This window comes from Methylobacillus sp. DLP286, assembly GCF_056636515.1.
This window is the reverse complement of the sequence record NZ_CM153145.1, coordinates 245,773-268,445: the sequence shown is the minus strand read 5'-3', so window position 1 is coordinate 268,445 and position 22,673 is coordinate 245,773. Positions and strand designations below refer to the sequence as shown.

17 protein-coding genes are annotated in these 22,673 nt (G+C 59.3%); 9 read left to right on the top strand and 8 right to left on the bottom strand.

All coding sequences use genetic code 11. The annotated features are described in order from the left end of the window. Window positions 1-41: 41 nt before the first annotated feature. From ACWXTG_RS01240 to ACWXTG_RS01225, 4 genes are read right to left on the bottom strand one after another with little or no spacing between them, the layout of a single operon-like run. Window positions 42-836 (bottom strand): thymidylate synthase, encoded by a 795-nt coding sequence (locus ACWXTG_RS01240; protein ID WP_480220426.1) that lies wholly within the window; start codon window positions 834-836, stop codon window positions 42-44. 12 nt (window positions 837-848) lie between these two features. After that, window positions 849-2,276, bottom strand: a complete 1,428-nt coding sequence (gene thrC / locus ACWXTG_RS01235) for a threonine synthase (RefSeq protein WP_480220425.1) — start codon at window positions 2,274-2,276, stop codon at window positions 849-851. A 51-nt stretch (window positions 2,277-2,327) separates the two neighbouring features. Continuing rightward, window positions 2,328-3,641, bottom strand: a complete 1,314-nt coding sequence (locus ACWXTG_RS01230; RefSeq protein ID WP_480220424.1) for a homoserine dehydrogenase — start codon at window positions 3,639-3,641, stop codon at window positions 2,328-2,330. Between the two features lie 49 nt (window positions 3,642-3,690). Then, window positions 3,691-4,980 carry a pyridoxal phosphate-dependent aminotransferase gene (locus tag ACWXTG_RS01225; protein WP_407994242.1) on the bottom strand — a complete coding sequence of 430 codons (1,290 nt, stop codon included), beginning with the start codon at window positions 4,978-4,980 and terminating at the stop codon, window positions 3,691-3,693. Window positions 4,981-5,090: 110 nt separating this feature from the next. Between ACWXTG_RS01225 and ACWXTG_RS01220 the strand changes: the two genes are divergently transcribed. Both ACWXTG_RS01220 and ccoG read left to right on the top strand, forming a co-directional pair. Next, a complete protein-coding gene (locus tag ACWXTG_RS01220) occupies window positions 5,091-5,459 on the top strand; it encodes an Mth938-like domain-containing protein (RefSeq protein WP_480220423.1) in 369 nt (122 codons plus the stop codon). Between the two features lie 124 nt (window positions 5,460-5,583). Continuing rightward, window positions 5,584-6,993 carry a cytochrome c oxidase accessory protein CcoG gene (gene ccoG / locus ACWXTG_RS01215; RefSeq protein ID WP_480220422.1) on the top strand — a complete coding sequence of 470 codons (1,410 nt, stop codon included), beginning with the start codon at window positions 5,584-5,586 and terminating at the stop codon, window positions 6,991-6,993. Between the two features lie 130 nt (window positions 6,994-7,123). On the opposite strand, the gene ACWXTG_RS01210 is transcribed toward ccoG, so the two are convergent. Then, a complete protein-coding gene (locus ACWXTG_RS01210; protein ID WP_480220421.1) occupies window positions 7,124-8,524 on the bottom strand; it encodes a metallophosphoesterase family protein in 1,401 nt (466 codons plus the stop codon). On the opposite strand from ACWXTG_RS01210, the gene ACWXTG_RS01205 reads away from it, so the two are divergent. Further along, entirely contained in the window at window positions 8,513-8,761 is a 249-nt protein-coding gene (locus tag ACWXTG_RS01205) for a hypothetical protein (RefSeq protein WP_480220420.1), read from the top strand. The genes ACWXTG_RS01210 and ACWXTG_RS01205 overlap by 12 nt on opposite strands. A gap of 331 nt (window positions 8,762-9,092) precedes the next feature. On the opposite strand, the gene ACWXTG_RS01200 is transcribed toward ACWXTG_RS01205, so the two are convergent. After that, window positions 9,093-10,940, bottom strand: coding sequence for a methanol/ethanol family PQQ-dependent dehydrogenase (locus ACWXTG_RS01200; RefSeq protein WP_405029497.1), 1,848 nt, complete (start codon window positions 10,938-10,940; stop codon window positions 9,093-9,095). Between the two features lie 302 nt (window positions 10,941-11,242). On the opposite strand from ACWXTG_RS01200, the gene ACWXTG_RS01195 reads away from it, so the two are divergent. Beyond that, window positions 11,243-13,141, top strand: a complete 1,899-nt coding sequence (locus ACWXTG_RS01195; RefSeq protein ID WP_480220419.1) for a sigma-54-dependent Fis family transcriptional regulator — start codon at window positions 11,243-11,245, stop codon at window positions 13,139-13,141. Window positions 13,142-13,193: 52 nt separating this feature from the next. Here ACWXTG_RS01195 and ACWXTG_RS01190 read toward each other — a convergent pair whose 3' ends face one another. Further along, a complete protein-coding gene (locus ACWXTG_RS01190; protein ID WP_480220418.1) occupies window positions 13,194-14,036 on the bottom strand; it encodes a ferritin-like domain-containing protein in 843 nt (280 codons plus the stop codon). A gap of 131 nt (window positions 14,037-14,167) precedes the next feature. Here ACWXTG_RS01190 and ACWXTG_RS01185 point away from each other — a divergent pair, with 131 nt between their 5' ends. The 3 genes from ACWXTG_RS01185 to ACWXTG_RS01175 are packed head-to-tail and all read left to right on the top strand — an operon-like array spanning window position 14,168 to window position 17,589. Continuing rightward, on the top strand, window positions 14,168-15,673 hold the full coding sequence (locus ACWXTG_RS01185) for a phage tail sheath family protein (protein ID WP_480220417.1): 1,506 nt from the start codon (window positions 14,168-14,170) through the stop codon (window positions 15,671-15,673). Next, window positions 15,673-17,304 (top strand): phage baseplate assembly protein V, encoded by a 1,632-nt coding sequence (locus ACWXTG_RS01180; protein WP_480220416.1) that lies wholly within the window; start codon window positions 15,673-15,675, stop codon window positions 17,302-17,304. The genes ACWXTG_RS01185 and ACWXTG_RS01180 overlap by 1 nt, the downstream gene beginning before the upstream one ends. 15 nt (window positions 17,305-17,319) lie before the next feature. Beyond that, window positions 17,320-17,589, top strand: a complete 270-nt coding sequence (locus tag ACWXTG_RS01175; protein ID WP_309564827.1) for a PAAR domain-containing protein — start codon at window positions 17,320-17,322, stop codon at window positions 17,587-17,589. A gap of 5 nt (window positions 17,590-17,594) precedes the next feature. Here ACWXTG_RS01175 and ACWXTG_RS01170 read toward each other — a convergent pair whose 3' ends face one another. Further along, window positions 17,595-17,852: a Rossmann-fold NAD(P)-binding domain-containing protein gene (locus ACWXTG_RS01170; RefSeq protein ID WP_457136204.1), complete on the bottom strand. Its 258-nt coding sequence runs from the start codon at window positions 17,850-17,852 to the stop codon at window positions 17,595-17,597. A gap of 119 nt (window positions 17,853-17,971) precedes the next feature. On the opposite strand from ACWXTG_RS01170, the gene ACWXTG_RS01165 reads away from it, so the two are divergent. Continuing rightward, window positions 17,972-20,347 (top strand): phosphoketolase family protein, encoded by a 2,376-nt coding sequence (locus tag ACWXTG_RS01165; protein WP_480220415.1) that lies wholly within the window; start codon window positions 17,972-17,974, stop codon window positions 20,345-20,347. Window positions 20,348-20,484: 137 nt separating this feature from the next. Next, window positions 20,485-22,638 carry a TonB-dependent siderophore receptor gene (locus ACWXTG_RS01160; protein WP_480220414.1) on the top strand — a complete coding sequence of 718 codons (2,154 nt, stop codon included), beginning with the start codon at window positions 20,485-20,487 and terminating at the stop codon, window positions 22,636-22,638. Window positions 22,639-22,673: the final 35 nt, after the last annotated feature.

The window sequence follows — 22,673 nt, the reverse complement described above, 5'->3', positions numbered from 1 at the left end:
AACAGCATGAAGGGAGAACAACATAGAGTCAAACCAGGGAATTACACTGCGACAGGCGCCTTGATGGCAGGGTGAGACTGATAATTTTCCAGCGAGAAATCCTCGAAGCGGAAACCAAAAATATCCTTCACTTCGGGATTGATCCTCATCACAGGCAGAGGATAAGGCTCGCGCGATAATTGCTCTTTCACTTGCTCGAGGTGGTTGAGGTAGATATGCGCATCGCCCAGGGTATGCACGAAATCGCCAAGCTTGAGTCCGCACACCTGCGCCACCATCATGGTGAGCAAGGCATAGGAGGCAATATTGAACGGCACGCCAAGGAAGATATCGGCGCTGCGCTGATACAGCTGGCAAGAGAGCTTGCCGTCCGTCACATAGAACTGGAAGAACGCATGGCAAGGCGGCAGCTTCATCTTGTCGACATCCGCCACGTTCCATGCCGACACGATCAGGCGGCGCGAGTCTGGGTTGCGCTTGATCGCCTCGACCACCTGGCTGATCTGGTCGATATGGCCGCCATCCGGCGTCGGCCAGCTACGCCATTGGTAGCCATAGACCGGGCCCAGGTTGCCCTGCTCGTCCGCCCATTCATCCCAGATGCTGACGCCGTTATCCTTGAGATAAGCGATATTGGTGCTGCCCTGCAGGAACCAGAGCAACTCATGGATGATGGACTTCAGGTGCACTTTCTTGGTGGTAAGCAGCGGAAAGCCCTCGGCCAGGTCGAAGCGCATCTGGTAACCGAACACCGAGAAGGTGCCGGTGCCGGTACGGTCTTCCTTCTTGTGGCCGTGCTCCAGTACGTGGCGCATCAAGTCGTGATAGACCTTCATGACATCTCCCGATCAAATATGCTCAACAATGAACTGCTTGATGGCGGCGGCATCGGCCTCCATCACTTCAAAGCGCTGCGGCAGGGCTTCCAGCCCTTCGAGGCTATGCGGACGCTCTGGCTTCTGTCCCAATGCCTCGACGATCGCATCCTCGAACTTGGCCGGCAATGCGGTTTCCAGCACCAGCATCGGGGTGCCTGCCTCGCGGTGCTCCAGCGCCACCTTGAGGCCGTCCGCGGTATGGGTATCAATGGTGACGCCATAGCGCTCATGCGTCGCCTTGATGGTCTGCATGCGGTTGGCATGGTTGCTGCTGCCGGAAACGAAGCCGTAATCCGCAACCTTGGCGAACCAGCCACCTTCATTGAGGTCGAAACTGCCGCCCGCATCCACCTTGCCCCACAGCTCGCGCACCTTAGCGGCGTCACGACCCACTAGGTCGAAGACGAAGCGCTCGAAATTGGACGCCTTGGAAATATCCATCGAGGGACTGGAAGTATGGTAGGTATTGGCAGAACCGCGCGGACGGTAGACGCCGGTCTTGAAGAACTCGTCCAGCACGTCGTTTTCGTTGGTCGCCACCACCAGCTTGTCGACCGGCAGGCCCATCATGCGAGCGATATGCCCGGCGCAGACATTGCCGAAGTTGCCGGAAGGCACGGCGAAACTGACCTGCTGCGCATTGTCCGCGGTGACAGCGAAATAACCCTTGAAGTAATACACCACCTGGGCCGCCACGCGCGCCCAGTTGATGGAGTTCACCGCGCCGATCTTGTTCTTTGCCTTGAAGGCATGGTCGTTGGACACTGCCTTGACGATGTCCTGGCAGTCGTCGAACACGCCCTTGACCGCGATGTTGAAGATATTGTCGTCCTGCAGGCTGAACATCTGCGCGGTCTGGAAACGGCTCATCTTCTGGTGCGGCGAAAGCATGAACACCTTGACGCCCTGCTTGCCCCGCATGGCGTATTCCGCCGCGGAACCGGTATCGCCGGAGGTCGCGCCGAGGATGTTGGTAGTCTCGCCTTTTTGCGCCAGCACGTACTCGAACAGGTTGCCTAGCAACTGCATCGCCATGTCCTTGAACGCCAGGGTCGGGCCGTTGGACAGCGACAGCAGGTACAGGTCGTCCTCCAGGTTATAGGTAGGCGTAATGTCCTCGGCGTCCTGGCCCGGGCGCGCATAAGCATACACATCCGCGCGATAGGTCTTGTCGACGATGGCGCGCAGGTCGTCAGCGGGAATATCGTCGATCAGGCGCGAGAGGATAGCGAACGCCAGGTCGCGGTAATTCATGCCGCGCATCGCATTCAGTTCGTCCTGGCTGAATTGCGGATATTGCTCGGGCAGGTAGAGGCCGCCGTCGGGCGCCAGGCCGCCAAGCAGGATTTCGGTAAACGACAGTGCGGGCGACTGCCCGCGGGTGGAAACGTATTTCATGGCACAACTGATGCAGCAGGCGCTATGCCTGCCTGCAACCCTTTCCTCAAGTTATCGGCTTAGCTCTTCCATGCGCAAGCGGGTCACGCTGCCGGAAATGGCAGGCAATGCCTCGATGGCGACAATCGCGTCATCCATGTTCTTCTCGACCGTGACATGGGTCAGGATGATGATGTCGGCCTGATCTTCGCCCTCCTGCGGTTCCTTCTGAATCATCGCATCGATCGAAATCTGGCGGTCGCCCAGGATGCGGGTCACATCGGCCAGCACGCCCGGCTTGTCCACCGCGCGCAGGCGCAGGTAATAGGCGCTGCTCACCTCGCCGATAGCGAGGATCGGCAAGTCCACGAGCTGGTCGGGCTGGAAAGCCAGGTGCGGCACGCGCTGGTGCACGTCGGTGGTATGCGTGCGCGTCACGTCGACGATATCCGCAACCACGGCGCTCGCGGTGGGCTCGGCACCCGCTCCCGCGCCGTAATACAAGGTGGGACCGACTGCATCGCCCTTCACCAGTACGGCATTCATGGCGCCGTTGACATTGGCGATCAGGCGCTTCTCGGGGATCAGGGTCGGGTGCACGCGCAGTTCCACGCCCTTGCTGGTGCGCTTGGTGATGCCGAGCAGCTTGACGCGGTAGCCCAGTTCCTCCGCATAGCGGATATCAAGGGCATCCAGCTTGCTGATGCCCTCTACGTAGGCCTTGTCGAACTGCATCGGGATGCCGAAGCCGATCGCGGCCAGGATCATGAGCTTGTGCGCGGCGTCCACGCCCTCGACGTCGAAGGTCGGGTCGGCCTCGGCATAGCCTAGGCGCTGCGCCTCCTTGAGCACGTCGGCAAAGGCCAGGCCCTTCTCGCGCATTTCCGAGAGAATGAAATTGGTGGTGCCGTTGATGATGCCCGCAATCCACTCGATACGGTTGGCGGCCAGCCCCTCGCGCACGGCCTTGATGATGGGAATACCGCCCGCCACTGCCGCCTCGAACGCCACAATCACGCCCTTCTGTTGTGCAGCGGCGAAAATCTCGTTGCCATGCAACGCGATCAGCGCCTTGTTGGCCGTGACCACGTGCTTGCCGTTCTCGATCGCCTTCATCACCAGTTCGCGCGCGATGGTGTATCCGCCGATCAATTCGACCACGATGTCGATGTCTGGGTCTGCCACCACGGCGAATGCATCGTCGGTGACGTCAATCTGGCCTCCCGTTACCTTGCGGGCCAATTCAAGATTGCGGTCGGCGACGCGCGTGATGGCAATTGGGCGGCCGGCACGGCGCGCGATTTCTTCCTGGTTGCGTGTAAGAACGGTATAGGTGCCGCCACCGACAGTACCGATGCCGAGCAGGCCAACATTGATGGGTTTCATTCAGTTTCCAGTTATCTTGCTTTTCAATCTTGTATCAAGACCCGCGCGGTCATGCCGTCGCGTTCTGCGGTCTTGCTTGCGTGTCTTTCGAGGCTTTGCCGTCCACCACGGTGAGGGTGCTGTGCTGCTTGCGGTAGTTTTCCAGGAAGCGGGCAATGCGGGTAAAGGCTTCGGTGAGGTCGTCCACGTTCGGCAGAAACACGACGCGGAAATGGTCCGGCGCGCGCCAGTTGAAGCCCGTGCCCTGCACCAGCAAGACCTTTTCCTCCAGCAACAAGTCGAGGATGAATTGCTGGTCGTCCTCGATGGGGTATATCTTGGGATCGAGGCGCGGGAACAGGTACAGGCCGGCCTTGGGCTTGACGCAGCTCACACCAGGAATGTCGGTCAGCATCTTGTAGGCGAGGTCGCGCTGCTTGCACAAGCGGCCGCTAGGCGCCACGAGGTCGTCTATACTCTGGTAGCCGCCCAGCGCGGTCTGGATCGCCAGTTGCCCGGGCACGTTGGCACAGAGGCGCATCGAGGCCAGCATATTGAGTCCCTCGATATAATCCTTGGCATGGCGCTTCTCGCCCGAGATCACCAGCCAGCCGGCGCGATAGCCGCAGGTGCGGTAGTTCTTGGACAAACCGTTGAAGGTCACGAACAGCACGTCATCGGCCAATGAGGCGATCGAGGTATGGGTATTGCCGTCGAACAGCACCTTGTCGTAGATTTCGTCAGCGAAGATCACCAGGCCGTGGTGGCGCGCGATCTCGATGATGCCTTCCAGCGTTTCACGCGGATACAAAGCACCAGTCGGGTTGTTCGGGTTGATGATGACGATGCCGCGCGTATTCGCCGTGATCTTGTTCTCGATATCCTTGAGGTCGGGCAGCCAGCCGGTCTGCTCGTCGCAGACGTAATGGCGCGCAGTGCCGCCCGCCAAGTTCACGGCCGCGGTCCACAAAGGATAATCCGGCATCGGCACCAGCACCTGGTCGCCATTGTTGAGCAAGGCCTGCATGGCCATGACGATCAGCTCGGAAACGCCGTTGCCGATGATGATGTCGTCTATGGTCACGCCCTGGATGTTCTTCTGCTGGGTATAATGCATGATCGCCTTGCGCGCGGCGAACAGGCCCTTGGAATCCGTATAGCCGGAGGCGGAATCCATATTGCGGATTACGTCCTGCAGGATTTCCTCGGGGGCGGCAAAGCCAAAAGGCGCAGGATTGCCGATATTGAGCTTGATGATGCGGTGCCCGTCCTCCTCCATCTGGCGCGCTCGGTCCAGCACCGGGCCACGGATGTCGTAGCATACGTTGCTGAGCTTGCTGGACTTGGAGATTTCTTGCATGGCGACCCGCAGATTCCGGTTGGGGAAAATGTGCTATCTTACATTGAGTTGGCATGCAATTGAAGCATGACACCCCAAAAGACCTCATTAGATTATTCGATATATCTCTCATGAAATTACACCTTACCCAGGCTGCGGGCAGCCACCTGATTACCGGTTACGGCGCCGGCTGGGTCGAAGTCAACCACCAGCGCCACGAGCACAGCCTGATCGTATTGCCGGGCAGCCTGTTGCCTGCGTGGCCGGTCGAGAGTTTCGACCATCTGCAAGCGGCGAACTTCCAGGAGCTGCTGGCGCTCAAGCCCGAACTGATCCTGCTCGGCACAGGCAACAGGCACCGCTTCCTGCATCCTTCCATAGTCCGCGACCTTATTGCCGCCGGCATCAGCGTGGAATGCATGACCACGGAAGCCGCTTGCCGTACCTACAACATCCTGATGGCGGAAAGCCGCCAGGTGGCGGCAGCCTTGATTGTCTGAACAAACACAGGCGCAGCAATGCATTGCAACAATCTGATACTATAAATTAATCCATATCTGAATCTGTTACAAAACTGCCCGCTTCCGCACAATTCCATATAGCATCATTCACTCAGGAATTGCCATGCAAGCAGAAGCCACCATCGCCCGCCCGAGTGCGGCACGCAAAGTCATTCCCATCGTGCCTTATTCGGTGAAGGGGCGTTACCGCAACCTGAAGTCCATCATCCTCAATGCCGCTTTCGGCGTGTATTTCCTCCTGCCGTGGCTGCCTTGGCCCAACAAGGTCGGGCAGGCATTGTTGTTTGATATCGAAAACTCGCGCTTCCATCTGTTCAACCTGGTGCTCTACCCGCAGGACTTGATGGTGCTCGTGGGCATCATGGTGGTGGCTGCCAGCCTGCTTTTCGTCTCCGCAGCCATGTTCGGGCGGATATTCTGCGGCTTTTTCTGCTTCCAAACCTTGTGGACCGATGCCTTCCGCTTTATCGAAAAATGGATACAGGGTGAAGCCCAGGCCAGGAAGCGCTTGCAGCAAGCATCCTGGAGCCTGCGCAAAGCCGCACTGATCGGCAGCACCCATGCGCTCTGGCTGGTGTTGTCATTTGCCACGGCCGTCACTTTCACCCTGTATTTTGCCGAGGCAGGCACGCTCCTAAAGCAGGTGTTCGCCGGAGAAGCGGCGATTGCTGCCTATGTCACCATTTCCGTGCTTACCGCCACTACGTATGTCGCCGCAGGCTTCGCGCGCGAGGACGTATGCTTCGTCGCCTGTCCTTACGGCAAATTCCAGGGCGTGATGCAGGACCCTTCCACCGTCACGGTGATCTACGACCAGGCACGCGGCGAAGGCCTGCATGGCCGCCAGGCGCCGACAGCCAAGCTCAAGACGGCGGAAATCCGCCGCAGCCAAGGCTTCGGCGACTGCATAGACTGCAACTACTGCGTGAACGTCTGCCCGACAGGCGTCGATATCCGCAAGGGATTCCAGATCGGCTGCATCTCGTGCGGCTTGTGCGTGGATGCCTGCAACAACATCATGGACAGCCTGAAGCTGCCGCACGGCTTGATCCGCTTCGACCGTGACGAGAACATCCAGGAGCCCGACGTGCGCATGCAACGGTGGTCTAAGGCAAAACGGCTCGGCTACCTCTGCGTATTGATCGCCAGCATCGCCTTCACCTGGCATTCCATCAGCACACTCACCCCTTTCACCGCCATCGTGCAGCAGCAAAGGCAGCCGCTGGTCACCCAGCTTGCGGACGGCAGCCTGCGCAACCGCTATGAATTGCGCATCAGCAACAAATCCGGCAATACGGAAACCTATGCCATCCAGGCGCATGGGCTTCCGGCAGGCAGCTTCAAGGGACGCGAGGAAATCACCATCCCCGCAGGCAAGTCGTACGCCAGCAGTTTCAGCGTATCCCTGACGCCGGCAGTGGCCGCCAGCATCCCCAGCTTCATTGTCAGCGTCACACCGCAAACGCAGCCCAATGCGGCAGAGAACCTGACGGCAAGCTACTTTGCAAAATGACCCTGGCAGGCCTTCACAACCAGCAGCCGGGCGGTTGATTGCCGGCCCATTAATGTAGTCTGCAAAAACAAAGGACTGCCACAGCAGTCCTTTCTTTCTAAATTATGTGGCGCAGTCCAAGATATGGCACTCAGGCACGGCGACAGCGCAATGCCAATAGCACACCGAACCCGCACAGCATGAGCGCCAGCGCGGAAGGCTCCGGCACGGCAGCCACGGCGAACTGCCCATTGCGGTCGATCACAGCCCATACTAGATTATTGGCCGTATCCACACCATAGGTGCCCAAGCCATACGAGGCTTGCCAGGCGCCAATGACGAAGCGCGACGTGCCCTCGGTGTTGGCGTCCACTGCGAGCACCCATTGGCCGTCGAGCTGATACACCAGGCGCAGCAACGCTTCGTCGATTGCAATATCCTCGCCGTAGCTCAGGGTGAGCACGAAGGGGTCGGCCACGCCATCCAGCAGGTCGTCCATGCCGCCCAGGTAGAGAATGTCGCTGTACAGTCCGTCCGTTCTCGCCACCCAGCCGAAATTGACGATGTTGCCAAGCTGCTGGGTGATGCCTGCGCCCGAATCGGGTTCGGTGGTCACGAAGCGGCCATCAAGGTTTTGCCCAGCCAGGATCTCGGCTTTGGTGCCAACGAAGCCATTGCCCTCCACAATCGCGCTCTTGAGACCGGCATAGGATTCACCGACGTTGACGGCATACGAGTTGCCGTTGGTCGAGAACGTGGTGCGATCGGCCACGCGCCACTCGGGCTCCCAGGCCTCGGAGAAGTCCGATGAGGCCGGCGGGGCCGCCGAATAGTGCGTGAAGGTCACGAACGGCCCGTCGATATCGACGACGCTGTAGCCGACCTCGTTGTTGACCAGCGCGGCGCCGACTTCTTCACCCACGTTGAATTCATTCTCGAAGCGATAGTATTTTTCGGCGTTCGAACCCGCGACGATGTGGTGCAGCAGCACGTCCTGACCGTCGACCGCCGCCGAACGGCTGTACTGGTGGTCATGGCCGCTGAAGTAGGCATCGACGCCATTTTCGCTCAACTGGTTGAGTACCTGCATCCGCAGCGGGCTGTCGCCAAGCACGCCCTCGCGCGCACGGCCGAAGAAAGGCTCGTGGGCGTAGACGAACATGTGGTCGTAGCTGCCCTTCTGCTGGCTGCCTACCCAGCCGATCAGCTCGCTGGGCATCGCGCCATATAAGTCGAGCGAGACAAACAGCGTGTTATTGTAGGCGAAGGAGTAGGACGCTCCCGGCCCCGTCGTGACCGTCGGCCCGCTCAAGCTGGGAAAGGCCGAGGACCAGGTGTCCGTCCCCCGGTAAGCCGAAGGCCCGAGCAAGGGGTCGATGCCCCCGATGGCGCTCTCGGCGCGCACGTCGTGATTGCCGCGCGTCAGGTAGAGAGGAATGCCGGCGTCGGCCAGCGGCTTCGCAGCCTGTTTCCATGTATCGAATTCAGCCGACGTGCCGTTCTCGGTGAGGTCGCCGATGGAAATGAGCAGGTCGATGTTATGGTTGTTCACAAAGCGGTCCACCACCGGCTGCATCAGCCTGACGGATACGCCACGCGGGTCGCCGGCACCCTGGGTGTCGGTAAGAAGACCGAAGGACCACTGGCCAGGAAGCGTGCCGGCGGCGGATACGGCAAGCAGCGGCTGCCCGCCGAGCGCGATCCCGATCCAGGCAGCGGCGACAAAACGATTTCGAGCGATAGACTTCAGCTTCATAACAACTCCCCTAATCAACATGAGCAAAAATGAATGGAGCGAGTCTCTCCGCCGGCGATGACCTCAGCATGAATGAGGGACTAGTAACGCAGGCGGCCTTCGCCAGACCAACGCGAAGCCTGGCGAACCACTGCACGGCCTCATGCCACTGTATCGCGACAATGAATGCAATGTCCCGCCTAGCGAAAATTTTCGCGCCTAATTGAGGTCGCGCAAAACCTTTATAAACCTCTAAGTTATCCGTTCATTGACAAAAAAAAGCCCGGCAGGAAGGGGCCGGGCAAAAGGACTCAGACATTACTCAGTGGAGATGAGCCAGAATGAGTCGAGGAGATGATGCGTCAATACATCAATAAAACCGTCCTTACAGGCTGAACACGTTCATGGCGCCGCCGCCAGGAGCCGCGTTCCAGTCCTTCAGTTCCTTGTAGCCGCCAGCAGCGCCCAGGCCCGCGGTCTCTTCTTCCAGGCCCAGGTTCATCGCTACGCCGGCCCAGCCGCCGATACCGGACAGCACGCCGACATATTGCTTGCCCTTGTGGGTATAGGTGATCGCGTTGCCGACCACGCCGGAGCCGACCTGCATCTTCCATAGCTCCTTGCCGGTCTTGGCATCCAGCGCCTTGAACCAGCGGTCCAGCGTGCCGTAGAACACAAGGTCAGAGCCGGTTGCCAATGCGCCGCCCCAGGCCGAGAACTTCTCCTTGTTGTACCAGGCCGCCTTGCCCTTGAGGCCGTCCCAGGCCATGAAGCCGCCCATCACGCCGTCAGGCCCCGCGAACATGGTCAAGGTCGCCCCTACCCAAGGCTGGCCCGCGATGTACTTGGACTCGGTCGGCTCGTAGGTCATGCACACATGGTTGAGCGGCACATAGAACATCTTGGTGCGCGGCGAGAACGCGGCCGGCTGCTCGTCCTTCACGCCCAGCGCGGATGGGCAGATGCCCTGCGCGTTGTAGTCCTGATGGGTGGAATACTTGGGGTCCTTGTTCGGGATGCCGGTCTTGAGGTCGATCGACTTCGCCCAGTTGACGAACGGATGCATTTTCTCGGCCACCAGCAATGTGCCATTGGTACGGTCGAAGGTATAGCCGAAACCGTTGCGGTCGAAATGGGTGGCGAGCTTCTTGCCGTCGGCTTCCCAGAGGATGCTTTCGTTCATGCCGTCGTAATCCCATTCGTCGTGCGGCGTCATCTGGTAGCCCCAGCGCGCCTCGCCGGTATCCACGTCGCGCGCGAAAATGGTCATGGACCACTTGTTGTCGCCGGGACGCACGTCCGGATTCCAGGTGCCGGGATTGCCCGTGCCGTAATACATCAGGTTGAGGGACGGGTCATAGGAATACCAGCCCCAGGTCGGGCCGCCGCCATGCTCCCAGCCGTTCTTGACAGCCTGCGGCTTGAGCCAGGTCTTGATGCCCAGGTCCTTTTCCGGGAACTTGAGCTTTTCCTTGGGCAGGGGCTTGAAGGAGCCGCCCTCCTTGTTGCCGCCGTTCACGTCCTCATAAAGCGACAAGGCGCTGTAATGCGGGTTGTCCTTGTTGAAATCCTTGCCGATCAATGCGTCCGCGTCCGAACCCGTGCTGTAGGCACGCCATACCAGGCTGCCGTCCTTGATGTTGTAGGCCGAGATATAGCAACGCACGCCATACTCGCCGCCCGAACAGCCGGTCACGACCTTGTCCTTGATCACGTGCGGCGCGTTGGTGGTGGAAGCGCCCTCCTTGGTATCGACCACCTTCACATCCCAGAGCTTCTTGCCGGTCTTGGCGTCCAGCGCGACCAGGATGCCGTCGTTCTGCTGCAGGAATATCTTGCCGTCGCCGAACCCCAGGCCGCGGTTGACGTTGTCGCAGCACAGCAGTGCCTGCACGGCAGGGTCCTGCTTGGGGAAATACGACCAGAGGATTTTCTGGTTGTTGTTGAGGTCGAGCGCATACACATTGTTGGGAAACGCGGTGTGGATATACATCACCCCGTTGATCACCAACGGCGCGCCCTCATGGCCGCGGTTCACGCCTGTCGCAAAGGTCCAGGCGTACTTCAGGTTCTTCACATTGCTCTTGTTGATCTGCGACAGGCCGCTATAGCCGGTGTTGGCGTAATCCTTGCGCGGATGCGCCCACTGGCCGTCGTCCTTCATCAGGTTTTCCAGGTCGGTCGCCAATGCGGGGATTGCTGCAAGCCCCAGCAAACCGGCTCCAACCGCCATCGCTATCGTTCTAGCCTTCATGCCATTCTCCATAGTCTATCGTTCACGAATTATTTTCTTATGTCGTATACTGACCCGGGAGTTTTTCCCGGCAATTGACTATGGCAAGGCCTGTGCCAGCCTGTTGAAAACTATAGAAATAACAGCCAAGACCCAGGCTGGACAAGGGATTGCAAAGGACCACCAATGCCCTCCCGCCCATACGGCGACAGAGAAAAACAAGGGATAGTTGTGTCATGAATGAACAGGTGCTACATTGGCTGGCACACTAGTTCAATCCCTTACAATCAGGTACTTAACCCATGCAAAATCCTGCCCTTGACGAAACCCTGCTTTTGAATGCAAGAAGCGAATTCCTTGCGCACGGCGTCGTGGAAAGCGGCGGCGTCTCCAAGGAGATCGAGCGCTCCTGGCGCAGGTGCGTGGAAAACGGCATGGAAGCCGGCGCCCAGGTGCGTACCGAAATACTGACCCGTCAGGAACTGCTGGTAAAGCAGGAAGCCAACCAACTATTGCTCTCCCAGGCCCGGCCGGAAATGGAAAGCCTCAACGAGCAGATCAGCCACACGCGCAGCGTCATCGTGCTGACCGACCCGCATGGCTTTATCCTGCACAGCCAGGGCAATAGTGAATTCCTCGACGATGCCCAGCGCGTCGCCTTGATTCCCGGCTCTTCCTGGCAGGAAAGCCTGCGCGGCACCAATGCCATCGGCACCGCGTTGGTAGAGCGTTCCGCCATGACGGTGCAGGGCGCCGAGCACTTTCTCGAGCGCAACCATGTACTGGCCTGCTCGGCAGTGCCCATATTGAGCGCCCGCAACCAGGTGATGGGCACGCTGGACGTGTCGACAGACGCCAGCATGCCGCAGCAGCATACCCTGGCATTGGTGCGCATGTCGGCGCAGATGATCGAGAACCGGCTGTTCACCGCCAGCCATGAAGGGGCTTACTCGCTGCATTTCCATGCACGCCCGGAATTCATCGGCACTTTGTGGGAAGGCATCGCCATCTTCGACGACCGGCATCGCCTGGTGGCATTGAACCGCAGCGGCCAGTTCCAGCTCGGCATGACGCATGAGGAAATGGAAGACTCGCTGTTCAGCGAATTATTCGCCAGCAGGCCGGAAACCCTGATGCAGGCATCTCAGGCAAACGCCCTGATTACGCCGCTGTACACCGCCCGCGAAGCCAGGCTATATGCGCGGATCGAGCTGCGCCAGCCGCTTGCCGCCCGCAATGCGCGCGCAAGCAGCGCCTCGGCCAGCAAACGCCACTGCCCTGCCAGCCTGCAGATGCTGAATACCGGCGACCCGCGCGTCGCCCGCGTCATCAGCCAGGTAGAGCTTGTCGTCAACCAGGACATTCCCATCCTGATCGAGGGTGAAACCGGCGCAGGCAAGGAATTGTTCGCGCGGGCCATCCACGAAGCCAGCGACCGCAGCCAGGGCCCGTGGGTCGCCGTCAACTGTGCGGCATTGCCCGAGGGCCTGATCGAGGCGGAACTGTTCGGCTATGAGGAAGGCGCGTTTACCGGCGCGCGCCGCAAGGGCAGCCCAGGCAAACTGGAGCAAGCCGACGGCGGCACCCTGTTCCTGGATGAAATCGGCGACATGCCATTGGCCTTGCAGGCGCGCCTATTGCGGGTATTGCAGGAGCGCAGCGTCACGCCCTTGGGCAGCACCAAATCCAAACCCGTCAATTTCGCGCTGTTGAGCGCCACCAACCAGCAACTGCGCGAGAAGGTAGAGAGCGGCGAATTCCGCCGCGACCTCTACTACCGCCTGAACGGCCTCACCGTCACCTTGCCCGCCTTGCGGCAGCGTCAGGACTTGCCTGCATTGGTGGAGACCATCCTGCACACCGAGAACGCTTCAGGAAAGGCGATCGACCAGGATGTCACGGCCTTGTTCAAGGCGCATCCATGGCCGGGCAATATCCGCCAAATGCATAATGTACTGCGCACGGCGCTGGCGCTGTCTGGGACCGCACCCATCTCCATGATGCACCTGACGCAGGATTTCCTCGACGACATGGAAAACGCCGCCGATGAGGACACACCCCCTTCATTGACCAGCCTGACGGCGGAAGCCATCAAGGCCGCCATGCAAGCGCATGCCGGCAATGTCTCTGCAGTGGCGCGGCAACTCGGCATCAGCCGCAATACGCTTTACCGGCGCATGCGTGCAATGAATCTGGTGTAAATAGCACTTTGGAATGGCTAGCAAAAGTTAGCCCTGAATGTAATGCGGCTTGCTATTCGTGACGGTCGCCCATCAGCGCCAGTTCGGCTTCGCTGAAGCCTGCCGCCCTGCGTGCCGGGAAATTGAACGGGCCGCGCAGCTTGGGAGCCTGGTATTGCGCGGTAAGCCTGGCATAAGTGAAGACGGGCTCCAACCCGCGCTGCTCGCATAGCCAGCCATACCACCGGTTGCCGATCGCCACATGGCCGATTTCGTCCCGCAGCAGAATATCGAGAATCGCAGCCGCCTCGAGGTCGCCCGCCTGCGCCAGCTTGGCCCGCAGCGGCGGCGAAGCATCCAGCCCCCGCGCTTCCAGGGTCCGAGGCACCAATGCCATGCGCGCCAGCACGTCGTCACTGGTTTTCGCCACCATCTCCCACAAACTGTCGTGCCCGGTGAAATCGCCGTAGCGATAGCCCAGGCCTTGCAAGTGCTCGTGCAGCATGGTGAAGTGCAGCGCCTCTTCCGCCGCGATCTTGAGCCAGTCCGCGTAGTATTGCGGCGGCATGCCGGCAAAGCGCCAGACCGCATCCAGCGCGAGGTTGATCGCATTGAACTCGATATGGGCCAGAGCATGGATCAGCGCCGCCCTGCCCTCGGCGGTCCTCATCGAGCGCCGCTCCAGCAGCAGCGGCGATACCAGCTCCGGCTTGTCGGGACGGCCGGGGATGGGCCCCGTCGCTTCCAGAGCCGCCTGCGGATCGACGCTGAGCTCGCCCGCGAGCCAGGATTGCCGCAAGGCTTTGACGGCTTGCGCCTTGTCTTCGGGCGAGCGCAGGCAAAGCAGCGCCAATGCCGCATGGCGCAACTCTTGGCCGCTACCCTGGAACAGGCCTGTTTCTGCTTGCAATGTCATGCGCGCATTCTAACCGCACGCGTCCCGTTCACCAACGGCAAGCCGGGCTTACAAAAATTTACATCAAGCTGAAATACAAAGCAGAATTTGCAGTAATATGGATATATTTAAAATAAACTAGGGAGCAAATCATGGGAGGGTATGAAGTTCCCGGGGTTTATGTGGAAGAAATACCGCACACCACCAGTATCGTGCAATCCACAGTAACCTGCCTGCCCTTATTCATCGGCTATACCGAAAAGGCAATCGACCAGGATGGGCGCTTACTTGCTCGCGGCGAACGGTGCGCCATCACTTCGTTTACAGAGTATGAACGGTGCTTTGGCCAAGGGGCGCCGGAAATCCTCCGGGTCATGCTCGATGTGCATGGCCGGATTGTCACCAAGGAAAGCTACAGCCCGTTTTATCTGCACGCCTGCATGCGGCAATATTTTGCCAATTGCGGTGGAGTTTGCGAAATCCTTTCGCTCGGGCCGTTCCCGGAAGCCCCGCATGCAAAAACCTTTGCATCGGCGATCGCCCAGCTGCCGGCCAATCCCTCTTTCACCATGGTTGCCATCCCGGATGCCGTTTCGCTGGAAGAGCTTCCCCAATTGCAGCAGCAGCTATTGCAATATTGTGAGCAACAGCACCATTGCCTGGCGGTGCTGGACGTCCCCTACTGCAACGACATATCCCTGAACACTACCGTTGCGCAATTCCGCCACCACATGGGCCAGCAGGGCCTGCGCCATGGGGCCGCCTTCCTGCCGTGGCTGACGGTGGCGATACCAAGCACTCACCAGTTTGCCCACCTGGAGATCAAATACACTCCTGGCGTAGCCAATGCCTGGAGCCAATACCACAAGGCAACCAAGCTCCAATCCACGCTGCTGCGCAAACGCATGCTGGAATCTCCCGATATGGCCGTCAGCCGGATGATTCCTCCCAGCGCCACCGTCATCGGGCTTTTTCATGCGAATGACCTGCAACGTGGCGTATGGAAGCTTCCCAGCCATGTCCAGATCAAAGAGGTGCAATCCCTCGCTGCAGAGATCAACGATGAGCGCCAGGCGTCCTTGAATATAGATAAGGATGAAGGAAAATCCATCAATGTCCTCCGCCGCTTCGCCGGCAAGGGGATTCTGCTGTGGGGAGGGCGCACGCTGGCGGGCAATGACGCCGAATGGCGCTATATCTCCGTGGCGCGCACCCATGGTTTTATCAATGCATCGCTTCACCGCTATCTGGCGGCAAATCATTTCAAAGCAAATGACGCCGCGACCTGGACAGCCGTCCGCGAAAGCTTCAATCAATTCCTGCTTACATTCTGGCGCGCAGGCGGCTTGGCCGGCAACAAGCCTGAGCAGGCTTTTTATGTGAAGTCCGGCCTGAATGAGACCATGACCAGCGAGGATGTAGCCGCCGGACGCCTCATCATCGACATTGGCCTGGCATTCGTCCGCCCTGCCGAATTCATGGCCTTGAGAATCCAGCACGCCGTCGCGGCAGACCGCAAACGCACGACGCCGGCATCGCGCAAAACAGCGCCTTTGCCCAAGAAAACCAGGGTTCGCGCTAAAACCAGTCCGCTCAATGTCGCGATCAAGAACATTGCCGCCACACAAGCCAAGCCGCCATCGCTGGAACCCTCCTGATGCCGGCCCCGCAACTATATGTCGTCGCCCAGGACAAGGTATTTCGCAATCTTGATGCACTATCCATCGAGCATCGCCTAAATGCCCTGCCTCGCGCCTCGGTGCAGCTGGTGTTCAGTTCCATGGACGAGCTTGACCAGGCTGGCAGCGGCCTGCTGCCGGGCCAACCGATCGAGTTTCGCCACGGCGAGCAAACCCTGTTCACCGGGAAAATTACAAAGCACAGCATCCACTATTCAAAAGCAGGATGCCTGCTGATCCTCGAATGCGCTCACCCTGCCGGTGCATTGGCAACACAGCCACGCAGCCGTTATTTCACCGACATTCCCGATGGCAAAATTATCGAGGAGGTGTTGGCTGAACATGGCATCAGCGCCGAAATCAACGCGCCTACTCTCCATCTCGATAGCGTGGTCCAGCACAATCTCAGCGACTGGGATTTCGTATTGCAGCGCCTGGCGGCTAATGGGCTGGTGGCCTATTGCAGTGACCACGCCGTGATCGCCGCGACACCGGCATTGGATACAACACATGGCTTTTCCCTGCCAGTGCAAGATCTTATCAGTGCGGATATTGCCGTTGACGCCAGCCGGCAAGTTGCCAAGCTCGAACTTTCCGCCTGGAACCCTCACGACCAGGAGCTTATGCAAGTGGAGGCTGAGGCTGTCGATTTCCCAGCCAACGACCGCCTGGCGGCTACTCTCCAGTTGCTCGAGCAAGGCATTTATAGCAAACGCCTCGCTGGCGAATACTCGCTGCAGGAACTACAGACCCTGGCCAATGCGCAGCTTGCGCAATCGCGCCTTGCCATGATCCGCGGCAAGGTGACAGCCAATGGGTTGCATACCGCCTCTCCAGGCCAGGCGCTGCTCCTTGAGCAATGCGGCAGTCACCTTTCCGGGCAATATTTCATTGCCGGCATCACATATGAGCTATCCCCTGGTGCCGCACCGGTAACGCACTTTGATATTGGCTTGCCGCTGCCCACGGATATCCAAGAAACAACCCAGGGGTTTTCAGGCCTGCTGATCGGGAAAGTGCTCGAAACCGACAACGACCCTCAAGCCGCCGGCAGGATCAAGGTCACCTCGCCCTTGATAGACCCGCATGGAGCCGGTACATGGGCCAGGCTTGCCACCCTGCAAGCCGGCATGAATTCAGGCACCGTGTTCCGCCCGGTCGTAGGCAGCGAGGTGATATTGGGGCTCTTCGGCGCGAATCCGGACGACATTGTGGTATTGGGCGCTTGCCACAGCAGCGCCACCCCTGCGCCCTGGGAAAATGCCGATTTGCACGGATTTCAAAGCCCCGGCCAGCTCAAGCTGGCTTTTGACGACGAGAAACAACAAATCGTGATCAACGCCAAGGACGGCGCCAAGTTATACCTGAGCCAGGATAACGCGGAAACCTTCCTGCTCGAGGATCAGCAACAGAATAAAATCCGCTTTACCAGTGACGGGATGCACCTGCAGAGCCACCAACTCGTCCTAGAAAGCGATAATCTCAAGCTCAAGGGCCTCAATGTGGACGTGGAAGCCAAACACTCCTTGCGCCTGAAGAGCGGAACCAGCATGGAAATAAGCACCTCTGGCAACCTGAAGCTCAAGGGCAGCCTGGTCAGCATCAACTAACTGCAGGGGAACCCGATGAAACCAGCTGCACGCGCGGGAGACAACCTTCTGACCCTTGACCGGATGATGATGCCCCGCATCAGCCGCATCATGAATGGCTGCCCCACGGTCTTGATCGGCGGCATGCCTGCAGCCTGCGTGGGGCATGGCGCCGGTGCCGATGTCATCGTGGAGGGATCGCCGACCGTCCTGATCAATGGCTTGCCTGCGGCCCGCATAGGCGACCCTACCGGAAGAGGCGGCTACGTCATGCCGCCTGGTGCTATCTACGTATTGATCGGCTAGGGCAATCAGCCCTCATCCTGCAACAGGATGGCCAGCCTCGCCTGCAGCACCATGTTTTCCAGGATAAGGCGCGTCACGGTCGCCGCCATCACCATTTCCCGGTCCTCGGCAGGATTGTCCTCACGGAACCTTTCCATGATCTCGGCTACATTGATGCAGGCGAGTTGACGCAAGTCATCGGCATCAAACGGCAAGCCGGAGAAATCGACCGGGTCCTCGCTTTCGATTTCCTGCAACAATTGCATCAAGGTCTGTACGTTCATGCTGCAAAGTATAGAACCAGCCTGCCTCAGCCGCCAGCAATGAAACTTCACGGTTTCAAGGTTGCCATACCCGTCCCTGCTGTTATCATGAAACAACGTCCCTCCCAAGGAGAATGTAAATGCAGCCCCAAGCCGCGGACCACGCCCTGGATGAACAAGAATTGGCGCAATTGCATGCCTACTGGCGCGCCGCCAACTATCTCTCGGTCGGCCAGATCTACCTTTACGCCAACCCGCTGCTCAAGACGCCATTGCTGCCGGAGCATATCAAGCCGCGCTTGCTGGGCCATTGGGGAACGACGCCGGGGCTCAATTTCGTCTACGTACACGCCAACCGCGTCATCCGCGAGCACGACCTCAACATGATCTACATTACCGGGCCGGGACACGGCGGCCCGGCCGTCGTCGCCAACACCTACCTGGAAGGCAGCTATACCGAGCTTTACCCGGAAATCACCGAGGACGAGGCCGGCATGCTCAAGCTGTTCAAGCAGTTCTCCTTCCCGGGCGGCATTCCCAGCCATGCCTCGGCGCAGACGCCGGGGTCGATCAACGAGGGCGGAGAGCTGGGCTATTGCCTGCTGCATGCGTTCGGCGCAGTATTCGACAACCCAGACCTGATCGCCTGCTGCGTGGTCGGCGACGGCGAGGCGGAAACCGGTCCGCTGGCCACCTCGTGGCACGGCAACAAATTCCTCAACCCAAAGACCGACGGCGTGGTATTGCCCATCCTGCACCTCAACGGCTACAAGATCGCCAACCCCACCATCCTGTCGCGCATCGGCGATGAGGAACTGCAGAAACTGTTTGAAGGCTACGGCTACAAGCCCTATTTCGTCGAGGGTAGCGACCCGGACTTCATGCACCAGCGCATGGCAAGCGTCATGGACCAAGTCATCGGGGAAATTCAGCAGATCAAGCGCGAAGCCGGCCTGAAACGCGAAGTCAGCCGTCCGCGCTGGCCCATGATCATCCTGCGCTCGCCCAAGGGCTGGACCGGGCCCGCGGAGGTGGACGGCAAGCCGAATACCGGCACCTTCCATGCGCACCAGGTGCCTTTCGGCGAGTTGGACAAGCCCGAGCATATCAAGCTGTTGCAAGACTGGATGCAATCCTACGCGCCGCACGAATTGTTCGACGGGCAAGGCAGGCTCAAGGAGGAACTGCGCGCGCTGGCCCCCAAGGGCGAACGCCGCATGGGCGCCAACCCGCACGCCAACGGCGGCCTGCTGCTCAAGCCGCTGGAGCTGCCGGATTTCCGCAAGTTCGCTTACGCCGTGACCCAGCCGGGCAAACGCCAGGCGAGCACCACGGGCGAGCTCGGCAAATACCTGGCCGAGGTATGGCGGCTGAATCAGCACAACTTCCGCGTATTCAGCCCGGATGAAAACAACTCCAACCGCCTGCAGGCATTGTTCGAGGTCACCAAGCGGCAATGGATGGCGGAGCGTCTAGAAGGCGACGAGAACCTCGCGCCGCATGGCGGCGTGATGGAGATACTCTCCGAACATAGCTGCGAAGGCTGGCTGGAAGGCTACCTGCTCACCGGCCGCCACGGCTTCTTCTCCTGCTATGAGGCATTCATCCACATCATCGACTCGATGTTCAACCAGCATGCCAAGTGGCTCAAGGAATGCGGTCACATCCCCTGGCGCAAGCCGATCGCCTCGCTCAACATCCTGCTGAGCTCCCATGTCTGGCGTCAGGACCACAACGGCTTCTCGCACCAGGACCCGGGCTTCATCGACCATGCCGCCAACAAGAAGCCCGACATCATCCGCATTTACCTGCCCGCCGACGCCAACACCCTGATCGCGGTCACCGACCATTGCCTGCAAAGCCGCAACCTCATCAACGTCATCGTCGCGGGCAAGCAGCCGCAAGGACAATGGCTGGACATGCCCGCCGCGATCGAACATGCGCGCCGCGGCGCCAGTATCTGGGATTGGGCCGGCAACTGCGCGGCAGACGAGGAGCCCGACCTGGTGATCGCCAGCGCGGGCGACGTGCCGGTGATGGAGTCGCTCGCTGCCGTCATGCTGTTGCGCGAGCACGTGCCTGAACTCAAGATACGCTACGTCAACGTGGTCGACCTCATGGCCCTGGTGCCTCACGAAGTGCATCCGCACGGCCTCACCGATGAGGCCTTCGACGAACTGTTCACCCAGGACAAGCCGGTGATCTTCGCCTTTCACGGCTACCCCGGGCTGATCCACCGCCTCGCCTACAAGCGGCACAACCATGCCAACTTCCACGTGCACGGCTTCCTGGAGGAAGGCACGACCACGACCCCGTTCGACATGACCGTGCTCAACCGCCTGGACCGCTACAGCTTGGTCAAGAACACCTTGCGCTGGCTGCCGCATATTGAGAACGCCGCGGTGCTGGACGCGCTCATGGACGAGAAGCTCGCGCAGCACAAGCAATACATCTGGCAGCACGGCGAGGACATGCCGGAAATCCGGGATTGGAGATGGCAGCCGCGTGAAGCCTGAGATTGAAGTCCAGGCTTAATGTGACGAGGCGCATATTGCACATTTCCCTAATGCGCCATTATAAACAATAACGAATCTCATTCTCTGATAAAATCCGGATTGGCGTTCAGCCAATCACAATTTCAGGGAAATGAAGAATGAGTAAGAAAGTATTGCTGGCTTGCAGTTGTGCATGCGCGTGCCTCGCTGCAGGCAGCGCGGCCGCAGATGAGACGTCCAACCAGGATAAATTGCCGGAAATCACGGTGCGCACCACGCGCGACCTTGAGCCCGCCACCGCGCCTTTCGAAGGTTATAAGGCAAACAGTGCGCAAACCGCTACGAAAACCGATGCCCGCCTGGCCGAAACCCCGCAATCCATCACTGTAGTGGGCAGCGAGCAAATCCGCGACCAGGGCGCGCAATCCGTCGCCGAAGCGTTGCGTTCCGTGGCGGGCGTGGATGCGGGACAGTATGGCAGACGCGGACAGGACGACTTCACGATCCGTGGTTTTACCCAGAGCGAGTTTGTATTACGGGATGGCATGCGCATGTTTCTTGACCAGGCCTGGGGACAAACCGAAGTGTTCGGCCTGGAGCGAATCGAGGTTTTGAAAGGCCCGGTCTCCGTGCTCTATGGACAATCCGCTCCTGGCGGTCTCGTCAATCTTGTGAGCAAACGCCCGACCGACAAGCCTATCGCTCAAATCGGCTTGGGTTACGGCAATTACCAGCAAAAACAACTGACGGCAGATTTCTCCGACGCGCTCAATGACTCCGGCAGCCTGCGCTACAGGTTGGTCGCAATTTCCTCAGCCAGCGACGACCAGGTAGATTACGCTGACCGCCAGCGCACTTACGTGGCTCCCTCCCTGACCTGGGATATCAGCGATAAAACCAGCTTGACGCTGCTTGCCAGCTACCAGAAAAGCCAATATGTCTCCATACGCGGGTTGCCTGCTGCCGGCACTGTATTGCCCAATATCAACGGCAGGATTCCGTTCAGCCGCTATGTCGGCGTCCCGGGCATGGACAAGATCATGACCGAGCAAACCCTGCTGGGATATGAATTCACGCATGCATTCAGCGACAATACCAAATTCAAGCAGAGCGTGCGTTACAACACATTCAACTTTGACGGCAGCTGGGCGATTGGCAACGGCAATTTCTCTTCCACGCAAAGCAATTGGAACCGCCAGATGGCGGTGCGCGAGATCGACGACCAGTCCCTGGCAACAGACAGCCAAATCTCCACCCAATTCCAGACCGCAGACCTGCATCATCAAATCCTGCTAGGTGTTGACACCTTGCACATCAGTAGCAGCAGGGAAAAATTCGGCACCCGTTCTTTGACGGCATTGAACCTCTATAACCCCAACAACAGCAACGTCACGGTCGGCAACTTCTCGCCAACGGCGTCAGGACACCAGGGCTCTGACGAACTGTCGCAATACGGCCTCTACCTGCAAGACCAGATCAAGTTCGGCGACGGCTGGAACGTCGTCCTCGGCTTGAGGCGTGACGAAACCAGCCTATTGCAGAAACGTCCGTTGCAGACAACGGCGGCAACGCGTCGCAGCAAGACCGACCCCGGCGCTACTTCAGGCCGTGCCGGCCTGCTCTATGAGTTCTCCAACGGATTCGCGCCCTATATCAGTTATAGCGAGTCCTTCATGCCTGAATTGGGCGTCACCGAGGATGGTTCCCAATTGAAGCCGGTGACAGGCAAGCAAAGAGAGGCCGGGATCAAGTACGAGTCGCCCGGCCAGCGTTTCGGCGCCAACTTTGCGCTTTACGAGATCAGGATGGAAAATGCCGGCTACAACGACAACAATGGGTTCCGGGTACAGGTCGGCGAACAACGTAACCGCGGCTTTGAATTTGACATCACCGGAAAATTGACAGACAGGCTCAATATCGTTGCGACCTATACCTATATCGACGCGGAAATCACCAAGGCGGGCCCCAGGCCTGCCGACCAAGCGACTCTGCACAAGCGTCCGATCCTAGTCCCCAAGAACATCGCCAACATCTGGGCAAGCTACGACCTATCGCAGTGGCTTCCCGGCCTGGGGATAGGCGCTGGGGCCCGATACAACGGGAGCAAAGCTGGCGATGCGAATAACACGTATACCGTGCCGGACTATACCGTTTTCGACGCTGCAATCTATTATCGCACCGGCCCATGGCGATTTGCCCTGAACGGGCGCAACTTGTCAGACAAGCGATATATCTCAGGCTGCAACGGGAACGCCTGCTATCCCGGCGATCCGCGCATGGTGATGTTCACGGCAAACTATAATTTCAAATAACTTGTATAGGCAACAAGCCGCCTACTAAGCGGCTT